Origin of the sequence: Marivirga salinae (assembly GCF_030503855.1) — a bacterium.
Classification (GTDB): domain Bacteria; phylum Bacteroidota; class Bacteroidia; order Cytophagales; family Cyclobacteriaceae; genus Marivirga; species Marivirga salinarum.
The window spans coordinates 3,840,109-3,851,695 of the sequence record NZ_CP129971.1; the positions used below are offsets into that span (position 1 = coordinate 3,840,109).

The 11,587-nt window shown below is 35.9% G+C and carries 11 protein-coding genes; 5 read left to right on the plus strand and 6 right to left on the minus strand.

Features of this window, described 5'->3' with window-relative positions; all coding sequences use genetic code 11:
* The first annotated feature begins 58 nt into the window (after positions 1 to 58).
* Both QYS49_RS15990 and QYS49_RS15995 read left to right on the plus strand, forming a co-directional pair.
* Positions 59 to 1,810 (plus strand): FAD-dependent oxidoreductase, encoded by a 1,752-nt coding sequence (locus QYS49_RS15990; RefSeq protein ID WP_308348733.1) that lies wholly within the window; start codon positions 59 to 61, stop codon positions 1,808 to 1,810.
* A 4-nt stretch (positions 1,811 to 1,814) separates the two neighbouring features.
* Positions 1,815 to 3,158, plus strand: coding sequence for a 3-oxoacid CoA-transferase (locus QYS49_RS15995; RefSeq protein ID WP_308348735.1), 1,344 nt, complete (start codon positions 1,815 to 1,817; stop codon positions 3,156 to 3,158).
* 79 nt (positions 3,159 to 3,237) lie between these two features.
* Here QYS49_RS15995 and QYS49_RS16000 read toward each other — a convergent pair whose 3' ends face one another.
* The 5 genes from QYS49_RS16000 to QYS49_RS16020 form a co-directional block, all read right to left on the minus strand.
* A complete protein-coding gene (locus tag QYS49_RS16000) occupies positions 3,238 to 4,212 on the minus strand; it encodes a ring-cleaving dioxygenase (RefSeq protein ID WP_308348738.1) in 975 nt (324 codons plus the stop codon).
* 105 nt (positions 4,213 to 4,317) lie between these two features.
* Positions 4,318 to 4,899 carry a Crp/Fnr family transcriptional regulator gene (locus QYS49_RS16005; protein ID WP_308348740.1) on the minus strand — a complete coding sequence of 194 codons (582 nt, stop codon included), beginning with the start codon at positions 4,897 to 4,899 and terminating at the stop codon, positions 4,318 to 4,320.
* Between the two features lie 84 nt (positions 4,900 to 4,983).
* Entirely contained in the window at positions 4,984 to 5,322 is a 339-nt protein-coding gene (locus QYS49_RS16010) for a nucleotide pyrophosphohydrolase (protein WP_308348741.1), read from the minus strand.
* An 84-nt stretch (positions 5,323 to 5,406) separates the two neighbouring features.
* A complete protein-coding gene (locus QYS49_RS16015) occupies positions 5,407 to 7,044 on the minus strand; it encodes an amidohydrolase (protein ID WP_308348742.1) in 1,638 nt (545 codons plus the stop codon).
* A 193-nt stretch (positions 7,045 to 7,237) separates the two neighbouring features.
* On the minus strand, positions 7,238 to 8,032 hold the full coding sequence (locus QYS49_RS16020; RefSeq protein WP_308348744.1) for an AMP nucleosidase: 795 nt from the start codon (positions 8,030 to 8,032) through the stop codon (positions 7,238 to 7,240).
* A gap of 67 nt (positions 8,033 to 8,099) precedes the next feature.
* Between QYS49_RS16020 and QYS49_RS16025 the strand changes: the two genes are divergently transcribed.
* Positions 8,100 to 8,543: a type I restriction enzyme HsdR N-terminal domain-containing protein gene (locus QYS49_RS16025; RefSeq protein WP_308348747.1), complete on the plus strand. Its 444-nt coding sequence runs from the start codon at positions 8,100 to 8,102 to the stop codon at positions 8,541 to 8,543.
* 1 nt (position 8,544) lies between these two features.
* On the opposite strand, the gene QYS49_RS16030 is transcribed toward QYS49_RS16025, so the two are convergent.
* The gene (locus QYS49_RS16030) at positions 8,545 to 9,369 is read right to left on the minus strand and encodes an aminotransferase class IV (protein WP_308348749.1); all 825 of its coding nucleotides are present in this window, start codon (positions 9,367 to 9,369) and stop codon (positions 8,545 to 8,547) included.
* Between the two features lie 93 nt (positions 9,370 to 9,462).
* On the opposite strand from QYS49_RS16030, the gene sdaAB reads away from it, so the two are divergent.
* Together sdaAB and QYS49_RS16040 are read left to right on the plus strand one after the other, a co-directional pair.
* Positions 9,463 to 10,140 carry an L-serine ammonia-lyase, iron-sulfur-dependent subunit beta gene (gene sdaAB, locus QYS49_RS16035; protein WP_308348751.1) on the plus strand — a complete coding sequence of 226 codons (678 nt, stop codon included), beginning with the start codon at positions 9,463 to 9,465 and terminating at the stop codon, positions 10,138 to 10,140.
* 16 nt (positions 10,141 to 10,156) lie between these two features.
* On the plus strand, positions 10,157 to 11,587 hold the full coding sequence (locus tag QYS49_RS16040; protein WP_308348753.1) for a TolC family protein: 1,431 nt from the start codon (positions 10,157 to 10,159) through the stop codon (positions 11,585 to 11,587).

An 11,587-nucleotide genomic window follows, 5' to 3' on the forward strand; every position in this document is an offset into this window, starting at 1 on the left:
TTGTTTTATTATTAAACAAATGTACGCTATATAAACTTATTATCAAAATTTATCTGCTATGTCAAATCCAAAATACGAAACCGATGTACTCATAGTAGGAAGCGGCCCTGCTGGTTCTACGACTTCTGCTCTTTTAAGCAATTATGGAATTAATAATATGGTAGTTACCAAATATGGTTGGTTAGCCAATTCTCCAAGAGCTCATATCACCAATCAACGAGCTATGGAAGTCTTTCGTGACTTAGACATAGAAGATGAAATGATAGAAAAAGCAGTTCCTCAGGAACTGATGGGCAATAATGTCTTCTGTACAAGCTTAGCAGGTGAAGAATTGGGAAGATTATATTCTTGGGGAAATGAACCTAAACGAATGGCTGACTATACACTGGCAAGCCCTACCAAAATCTGCGATATTCCTCAAAATTTAGTAGAGCCCATCCTTGTTGGTGCAGGTGCCCGAAAAGGCTCAAAATATAAATTTGATACTGAATATATCAATCACGAGCAAGATGAAAATGGGGTAACAGTACTTTGTAAAGACAGGCTTTCGGGTGATGAATTCACGATAAGAGCCAAATACTTAGTAGGAGCAGATGGAGGAAACAGTAAAGTAGCCGAAAACTTAAATTTACCCTATGATGGTGAAATGGGTGTTGGTGGCAGTATGAACATTGTTTTCAAAATGGATTTGACAAGATATGTTGCTCACAGACCCAGTGCCCTTTACTGGGTTATGCAACCCGGCTCTAACGTTGGTGGCATTGGAATGGGGCTGGTTAGAATGGTAAGGCCTTGGAATGAATGGTTGATTGTTTGGGGCTATGACATCAATGATGGGCCCCCTGAAGTAAATGATGATTTAGCTAAAGACATTGCTTACAAATTAGTAGGGGATGATAGCATTCCAATCGAAATTATGCAGACCTCCACTTGGACTGTTAACCACTGCTACGCAACAAAAATCTCTGACAGAAAGGTATTTTGTATGGGAGATGCCATTCATCGACATCCGCCATCAAATGGTTTGGGTTCTAATACTTCCATACAAGACGCTTTTAATTTGGCTTGGAAATTGGCAATGGTGGTGAAGGGAGAAGCAAAAGAAAGTCTACTGAAATCCTATGAAAAAGAAAGAGCCCCAATTGCAAAACAGATCGTAGATAGAGCAAACAAAAGCATAGAAGAATTTGGGCCTATTTTTCAGTCTTTAGGTTTAGCAGATGATATAAAACCTGAACAAATGAAAGCCAATATGGCTAAATTGAAAGATAATAACCCAACATCAGAACAGCAACGTGAAGACCTACGAAAAGCTATTGCTTTAAAATCTTATGAGTTTAATTGTCATGGAGTAGAATTAAACCAGCGTTATAATTCCAATGCGGTAATTACTGATGGAACTCCTGAAGAAGAATATTTAAGAGATAAAGAATTATACTACCAAGCCTCCACCAGACCAGGAGCCCATTTGCCTCATGTTTGGTTAGGTGATAACGGACATAGAATTTCCACATTAGATATTTCAGGAAAAGGTAAAATGACTTTATTCACTGGAATAGGTGGGGAAAATTGGATAAAAGCAGCGGAGGAATTAAGTAAATCTCTGAATTTCAAAATTAAGATTGTGCAAATTGGTCCAGATAGAGATTATACTGACTTATATGGTGACTGGGCAGAAATCAGAAACATCAAAGAGTCGGGTTGCTTGCTTATTAGACCTGATTACCACATTGCTTTTAGAGCAAAAGAAGTTGCCGACACAGCAAAAGTAGAATTACAAAAAGCTATAAAACAAGTCTTAGGACTTTAATATTATGAAAAAAGTTTCTATTATATCGGCTCAAGAAGCCGCTCAAAAAGTAACAGATGATGATACCATTTTATGCGGAGGATTTGGCATGACGGGTGCCCCAGTTCATTTGCTTCATGCTTTAGCTGAAACGGATAGAAAAAATTTGACTTATATTGGAAATAATGTAGGCGAACCCGGTTTGGGTGGCGATAGATTATTGACTAATGGTCAACTTAAAAAAATGATAGGTTCCTATTTTACTAGCAATCCTAATGCGGTAAAATGGGCGCAGGAAGGTAAGGTCGATTATGATTTATTGCCTCAAGGCACTTTGGGTGAAGCCATAAGAGCAGGCGGAATGGGCATTGGTGGATTTTTCACTCCTACTTCAGCAGGTACTGTTTTGGCTGAAAAAAAAGAAACCAAAACAATAAATGGAATAGAGCAAGTATTTGTGGAGGGCATAAGAGGCAATGTAGCTTTTGTGCGAGCCTGGAAAGCAGATACTGCAGGAAATCTAACCTATCGGATGACGGAACAAAATTTCAATCCAGCCATGGCGACTGCAGCAGATATTGTAATAGCCGAAGTTGAAGAAATTGTTGCAGTTGGTGAAATAGACCCCAATCAAATCCATACTCAAGCTTGTTTCGTGGATTATTTAGTGGAAGCTAAACTACAAAAGGAACATTTAGGTTCCTCTGCTTCAGTAGGAAGTAAAAAAGCTGGAGAAGTCAGATTAAACATTGCGAGAAGAGCATTAGAAGAATTAAATAAAGGAGATATTGTCAATCTCGGAATTGGAATCCCAACCTTAGTGGCTGATTTGATAAAAGAAGAAGACGGCATCATTCTTCACACTGAAAATGGAATGTTAGGCGTTGGTCCAGAACCTGCAGACGGCAGTGGTGCCATGACGAATCCGGTAAATGCAGGCAAAATCCCTGTTACAGCAGTGAAAGGAGCCAGCTATTTTGACACCGCCACTTCTTTCGGCATGATTAGAGGGAAACATGTGGATGTTGCCATTATGGGAGGATTGGAAGTAGATGAAAAAGGTAATTTAGCCAACTGGGCGGTGCCCGGAAAACCGCTCTTAGGAGTAGGTGGCGCTATGGATTTAGCTTCAGGATCCAAAAAATTGATTATTACCATGAACCACAACAATAAAGATGGCAGTCCGAAATTGGTAAAAGCTTGCGAATTACCTATAACGGCTATGAATGCCGTGGATTTGGTCATCACTGATAAAGCCGTTTTCAAATTAGGTGAATCTGGTTTTGAATTGGTTGAATTGATGTCAGGTGTGAGTTTAGAAGAAGTGGAGAAGAGTACTGGAGTTGAATTTTTGAATCGATTAAAGTAGACAGCAAATAAAAAAATCCCAAATAGGTGTATTTGGGATTTTCAATTTTTAAGAATTTTAATTTCAAATTTTTTAGTTATTAATCCTTCAAATAATGTGGCACTGTAATAGGCTCTAATGGTTTTATTAATTCCTCTCTCCTATTCTCAAAGAATGGCGGTAATAACAATTCATGACCTAATAAATCTTCTGGTTCATCAACTGCAAATCCTATATCAGAAGTAGCAAACTCAAATAACTGACCACCTGGAGTTCTGGTATAAATGGAATGAAAATAGTTTCTGTCCTTAATTTCAGTCACGTCCGTATAACCTGTCCCCTCAATGTAGGCTTTTAATTCTGCGCTTTGCTCATCATTGGCTGTTGCAAATGCAATATGATGTGGAATACCGACCCCGAAAGTCCAGCTTCCTTGTGGTAAGTCAGGCTCGTGATGTAATTCAATTACCTTTCTTGCTCCACCATCTTTAATGTGATAACGATGATATTGACCTTCTTGTCCGACCTTATTAAAGCCTAAAACTTCAGTTAAATACTTATCCATCATTTCTACTTCCCTTACCGAAAGTACAGCACCATGAATACCTCTGATTCCGTTGTCTTTGGAAATTTCATCGGTTTGCCAAGCATTCCTGTTGTCATTAGCATCTCCAAAAACACCAATTCCGACACCGGATGGGTCTTCGAAATGAATCATTTTCTGGCCAAACCTTTCTACAATTCCAGTATTTTTAACTTGGTGCTTGTCTAGATGCTGTTTCCAAAAAGGTAAAGCGTCAGGATGAACAGAGAAGCCAGAAACCTCAATTTGGCCTGAACCTTTTTTACCGTAAACTCCCGCCTTTTTAAATGGGAATGTCGTCCATACAGAGCCAACTTCAGCATCTGCATTGGCATAGTATAAATGATAAACACTGGCAGAGCCATCAAATAATACTGTTTGCTTAATCATTCGCATCCCCATTATTTGGGTTACGAAATCAATGTCTTCCTGGGCACTTCCAACACTCACCGTTAAGTGGTGCAATCCCGTAATATATTCGTTCGGATTCATAGTAGTAAAATTTTAATTTATGAGTTTGAATATAACCAAAGAAGATAGAGGTTGTTCTACTATTCAAACAATTGTTTACTATATAAACTTAAATCTTAACTTAGTTTAAGATTGTGCCAGTTTGCGTTTGAGTTTGCTTAGAAATTCGGGAGTAATACCCATATAAGAGGCAATATATTTTTGAGGAACTATCAATTCCAGACGAGGATGAAGCTTTACGAATTCTAGATATTTTTCCTCTCCTGTAAAGGAAATATTTCTAATAATCCGTTTTTGATGGCTAATTAAAGCATTTTGAAAAAGTTTTCTAAAATAACTTTCAAAGGCAGGATGTTTTTGATTTAGATCTTCAAAATCCTCTTTACTCATTAAATAAACTTCTGAAGGGGTTAAAGCTTTAATAGCATAATTAGATTGATGTTGATTGAAAATAGCGTCTAAATCACCTGTCCACCACATTTCCTGACCAAATTGAATAGCATGTAAATGCTCATTTTGATCTTTAAAGTAGGTCATCAAACAACCAGATTGAATTAAAACAAAATGAACCGTATTTTCACCAGTTCTGATGAGATGTTCATTTTTTTGAAGGGATTTATATTTAGCTTTCTCAAAGAAATAGTCTAAATCTGCAGTATTTAAATCTGCTTTATCTTTCAAAGATTGTCCTACCTCTTCTTTAGTCATATTAGCATAGTTAATTAACCAAACTTCAAGTTAAAGATAATTATGCAAATCAGACCTTGATAAATTGATGAATGGCAGAATGAACTACTTCAATTTCTTATTATCCTTATGCCTATCTTTATCCCGCTTTGTCTTCTTCTCAATATTTTTCTGCAAGGCTTCTGTTAGATTAACTCCAGTTTGATTGGCTAAGCAAATCAATACCCAAAGCACATCTGCCATTTCATCTCCTAAATCTGCATTTTTATCACTTTCTTTGAAAGATTGTTCACCATATTTTCGAGCCATTATGCGTGCCAACTCGCCCACTTCTTCTGTCAGTATAGTCATGTTGGTCAATTCATTAAAATATCGCACACCTATGGTTTTGATCCACTCATCTACTTGTTCTTGCGCTTCTGCTATGGTAATATCTTTTTTCATAATAGAGCCTATTTGGCATTAATTGAGAACCTAATTAATATTTATACCTAGTGTATCAAATCAAAAGTATGGTGCTGTCTAAAATCACTGTAATTCATATACTTTCTCTCCACCAGAATAAGTTTGAATAACCTTCGTGTCTCTCAATTCCTCATGCGGGACTTCCATAATATCTCTATCCAAAATCACAAAATCAGCTAATTTTCCTTTTGCTATACTGCCTTTTCCCTTTTCCTCAAATTGTCCAAAAGCTGCCCAAATGGTCATGCCTTTTAAAGCTTCTTCCCTACTTAGTGAATTTTCTGGCTGAAATCCACCTTCCGGCAAATTATCATCATCTTGACGGGCTACTGCTGAATGAAATCCATAAATAGGATTAATGTCCTCTACAGGAAAATCAGAACCTAATACCAATCTTCCATTTTGCTTCAGCAATTCCTGATAAGCATAAGCGTTTTTCACTCTTTCCTCGCCTAATCTTTCATGAGCCCAATCCATATCTGAAGTGGCATGGGTGGGTTGAACGGAAGGCAAAATATTGTAATCCCCGAATTTGCTAAAATCATTTTCCGCCAGCACCTGAGCATGCTCAATTCTCCATCTTCTGTCATTCTTTCCTTTCAAATATTTCGCATAAATATTGGTTATAGCTCTATTTGCAGAGTCCCCTATACAATGGGTATTCATTTGAAAATCCTTAGCGAAAATTATTTTTGCTAGGCTGTCAAAAACCTGAGGTTCACTTCTCAAGAAACCGAAATTATCTTCATCGTCCGAATAAGGTCTAATTAGACAAGCTCCTCTCGAACCTAAAGCACCATCTCCATAAATTTTGAAAGAGCGCACGTTCAAATAGTCTGTTTTGTAATGACCATTGCTGAAATAATAATCCATATTTTGAGGAGTAGGATTTATCATGGCGTAAATCCGCATTTTCAAAAGGCTATCCTTTTGCATTTTATCCAATAAATCAATTTGAGATTTATCAAGACCAGCTTCTGCTAAGGAGGTAATTCCAGCTGCAAAACAATTAGCTTCTGCTTGTTGAATTAATTCTTTCTTTTGCATTTGACTCATTTCAGGCATTTTATCACTGAGCAAGTTCATTGCATTATCGATTAACACTCCAGTTGGCTGACCATTTTTTAAAATTACCTCTCCCCCAGAAACTCTAGTCCTAGCTGTAACTCCAGCCAAATCTAATCCCTTCTGATTAGTTAAAACAGCATGGGCATCTATCCTTCTCAACATCACTACCTTATCCGGAAATAAAATATCTAAGGTGTCTTTAGTGGGGAATTCTCCGCCTTCCCAGTTATTTTGATCCCATCCTTGACCAAGCAATACTGGTTCATCTGGAAATTGCTCAGCATGTTTTTGTAATCTTTGAATTAATTCTTCAAAAGAAGCAGTGCCAAATAAATTGACATCTCCCAAATCTTTTGCATAGCGGATAAAATGCGCATGTCCATCAATAAAGCCTGGGTATACTGGAGCTTTCATCAAATCAATTTCTTCTTCCGTTTGATATTGATTACGAATATCTTTCGAGCTTCCAACACTTACAAACTTCCCATCTTTTATGGCAAAAGCTTCTGCCTTTTCAAAATCTGCATTTACCGTGTAAACTGTTCCGTTGAAATAAATGGCATCTACTTTTTCTCTGCTAGTGCAAGAAAATATTAGTAAGATGAGTGCTAAGCTGAGTAAGAGTCTATTCATTTTTGATAGTGGAATTTTAAATACTGACAACTTGAACTGACTTATATATACCCTGGTCGGTGTGTGCCACCGACCAGGGTAAGTATATGGTTGGTGTACCACCAACCATTTTCTCTAAAGATTCCTTATATTTTATTCCGTATCACTTCGTAAAATTCAGGAATTATGATCTGAAATTTGTTTTAAATAATTATCAATCCTGATCAAACAAAGTTTCTGTGAATTTCAAATGCTTCACGGATTCGCCTGAGTTTTTCAATTCAATCAATGAATCAATCCCAATTTGAAGATGGTAATTAACATAACTACCCGTCACCTTTTGATCGCTTTGAGCTGTCTTCACTCCTTCTGGGGTCATAGGATTATCAGAAACCAATAACAAAGCTCCTCTAGGAATACTATTAACAAACCCTACAGAAAAAATGGTTGCGGTTTCCATATCTACTGCCATTGCTCGAATTCTTCTTAAATAATCTTTGAATTCATCGTCATGCTCCCAAACCCTGCGATTGGTAGTGAAAACTGTACCTGTATAATAATCCATTTCATGTTTTTTAATCATGGATGAAACAGCTCTTTGCAAACGGAATGATGGTAAAGCTGGAACTTCAGGCGGCATATAATCATTACTGGTACCTTCTCCTCTGATTCCTGCCAAAGGTAAAATCAAATCGCCAATTTTAGATTTCTTTTTAATCCCTCCGCATTTTCCCAAAAACAAAACTGCTTTAGGCATAATTGACGATAGTAAATCCATAACAGTGGCTGCAACGGAGCTTCCCATTCCAAAATTAATAATGGTAATTCCTTCAGCAGTAGCGGTTTGCATTGGTTTATCTCTGCCCTTAATTTCTACATCATATTGTTTAGCGAACATCTCAACATAATTAATGAAATTGGTCAGTAAAATATAGTCTCCAAATTCATCTAAAGCTGTTCCAGTATAACGAGGCAACCAATTGTCTACGATTTCTTTTTTTGTCTTCATTTATGAGTTTTGATTAAATAATTGTCAGTAATTTGCATTTAAATTGCCACAAAGTTAAGCGAAACCAATGCAAAAATTAAATCTTCCGCCTTATGATGTGAACTTGCGTAAAATGGACGGCAAGATACATATTTTTGATCCCACAAGGAAGAAGTTTTTGGTTTTAACACCTGAAGAATGGGTTCGTCAGCATTTTATTCAGTTTTTGATTCACTATAAAAACTATCCAGCCAGTCTTATTAAATCAGAATCTGGATTAAAATATCATGAAAGAAAAAAACGGACAGATGTGACCGTTTTCAATAGGAAAATGGAACCGCTACTTTTAATAGAATGTAAAGCACCTGAAGTAAAAATATCAAACAATACCTTTTCGCAAATCGCAAATTATTATAGCCAATTTCAAGCTAAATATATGATTATCACTAATGGAATAGAACATTATTGCTTTAGACCTGATGCAAAAGAATTGGTTTTTGAAAAGGATATTCCAGAGTTTTCGAATCTATAGTCTACCACCTAAAAATCTCTTCCAATAACTTCAATCCTTCTGTGCAATCCCTCATTTTTGTGGTATAAATTTTCTGAATACAATTTACACCAGCAACATTAATAGTAAAAATGGATAATTTATCTGAAATTAAATCTTCAGGCAACCACAATACCTCTTTAATTTCAAGATCAAACTGTTTTGCATTTTTAAATAAAAACCGTCTAATCACTCCATTTATACATCCGGTATGTAAGGATGGGGTATAGATTGTTCGATTGCCTAAATCCAGAAAATAAAGATTGGAAGAAGAAGCCTCTGCCACATAACCATCTTGATCTAACAAGATAATTTCTTCCAGTCCCCTTTCTTTCTTTTCAATTCCTGCCATCACATATGGTAAAGCAGAAATCGTTTTCAAATGACTAAAAGCTGTTTTTTGTAAGAAAATTGAATCCGCTAACCCTACTTTTTCAAATTTTAGAACTTTCTTTCTTTGAGCCTGATCAGCAGTTAATAAAAACTCAGCATCAAAATGATCTGGGGCATATAAACCGCCAGCTTTCCTCCAGATATAGAGCTTCATTCTTGCAGACTGCCCCATTAACCCGTTCACTTCCAATAATTCCAAAAGTGTTTTCTCAAGATCCTTTTTTGTAAAAGGAAAATTTAATTTCAAGTCATTCACACTTTCAGAAATCCTTTCCCAATGCTCATTTAGAAACATGATTTCTTTTTTTCTAAAAATTATAGTCTCGAAAATCCCATCTCCATATTGAAAACCTCTGTTTGACACCTCCAAACTTGCTGATCCAGAGGGAATTAAGTTACCATTGTAATTAATCATAATTATTTCGCATTTAAAACTTCAATTATCCATTCATCAATTATACTTTTGCAGCAGCAATTAATTGTCTAATATTGAGTTTTATTTTAAAAAATGGCAGAAAGAAGTAGTATTTTTGATATGATTGGTCCCGTTATGATAGGTCCTTCGAGTTCACATACCGCAGGAGTTGTAAGAATTGCACGTGCAGCCGTAAAGGTTTTGGGTGGAATTCCTGATGAGGCAATCATCACCTTTTACAATTCATTTGCCAGAACCTATGAAGGTCATGGAAGTGATAAAGCTATTATTGCTGGATTGTTGAATTATAAAACAGACGATATTCGCATTAAACAAGCTTTTGAGCTAGCCGAAGAAGCAGGACTTGAATATACGTTCAAGTCAATTGGAAGCGCAGGAACTTATCACCCCAATACCATCAAATTAAATTTAATCAAAGGGGACAGAAAAGTTGAAGTAATTGGCGAAAGCTTAGGGGGTGGTATAATCAATATATCAAAAGTAAACGGATTTACAGCCAATATTTCTGCTGCACTGCATACTTTAATCATTACTGCAGAAGATACTCAAGGGAGCATTGCATTTATTTCCAATATTATTAGTAATGATAAAGCTAATATTGCCACAATGAGTGTATCTAGAAAAGGAAAAAATGACATCGCTTGCTTGGCAATTGAAATGGACTCGGGACTAAAAACTATATCACAAGAATACCTTAAGAATCTGGATTGGGTAATAGATGTTATCTACATTCCAGATATTGACATGTAAACTATTAATTAAAATTATGCTTAGAATTTTTATTGTATTTATTTTCTTAACCGTTGGATTAAATGCTAATGGGCAAGATAAATGGTCATTGCAGAAATGCGTAGACTATGCTTTGGAAAATAATCTGCAGGTAAAACAATCAGGATTGGATGTTGAAAGTGCAGAAATAAATTTGTTTGGCTCGAAGATGAGCACTTTACCTAATTTGAATGGAAATTTGGGATTAAACACATCCACTGGTCGTTCCATCGATCCATTTACGAATACTATAATTGATAGAGGAATTAATTCTCAAAATGCAGGACTAAATGCTAGTTTGCCTTTATTTGATGGCCTCCAAAGATATAATAGTATTAAAAGAGACCAATATGGCCAATTAGCTGCAGAAAAAGATTTAGAAAGTGTTGAAAATGATGTCACTTTAAATGTGGTTACTTTTTACACTAATATTCTTTTCAATAAAGAATTACTTGAAACAGCTAAACTCAGACTGTTAACTACCGAAAGTCAAGAAAGTAGAGTAGAGAAACAAGTGGAAATTGGTGCTTTGGCACAAGCAGATTTATTACAAATCAAACAACAAAAAGCTAATGATGAGTTGGAAGTAGTTAGAGCTCAAAATAATTTAGATATATCATATTTACAATTAAAGCAAGCTTTACAGATACCAGCAGATCAACCCTTTGATATTGAAATTCCTGATTTACCTGAACCAAATCCTGAGGACTTGATGGAATCATCTTCTAATGTTTATCAATATGCTTTGCAAAATCAGCCTGTTATAAAAGCAGCAGAATATAGAAAAGAAAGTGCAATGAAGGGTATTGGAGTGGCTAGAAGTGGTTATTACCCTTCTTTAAGTTTAAATGCTGGTATTTCAACCAACTATTCAAATGCAGCACCAGAGCAGTTTCCAGTTTTAGGTTCTGAAAACACGACTATCACACGCCCTATCGGAGTTGTAGAAAATACGGGTCAAGTTGTTATCACACAACAAGAAGTTCCTTCTGAATTTACTGATAACACCTATTGGAATCAATTAGATTTTAACCAAAGGCGATTTTTAGGACTTAGTTTAAACATTCCAATTTTCAACCGATTCCAAGTGAAAAATAATGTGCAACAATCCATTATCAATCATAAAAGAACTGAATATCAATTGACTTCTGCTAAAAATCAATTACAACAAACCATTGAACAGGCTTATTTGGATGTAAAAGCTGCTGCAAAATCCTATGAAGCATTGAAAAACAGTTTTGAAGCTTCTGAGCTTAGTTTTAGAAATGCAGAACAAAGATTGGAATTAGGAGCAACTGATGCTGTTGAATTCACTCAGATAAAAAATGAATTCGAAAGAGTAAAATCAGACCTTATTCGAGCAAAATACGATTATATATTTAAACTTAAAGTACTGGACTTTTATCAAGGGAAACCTTTAAACTTTTAA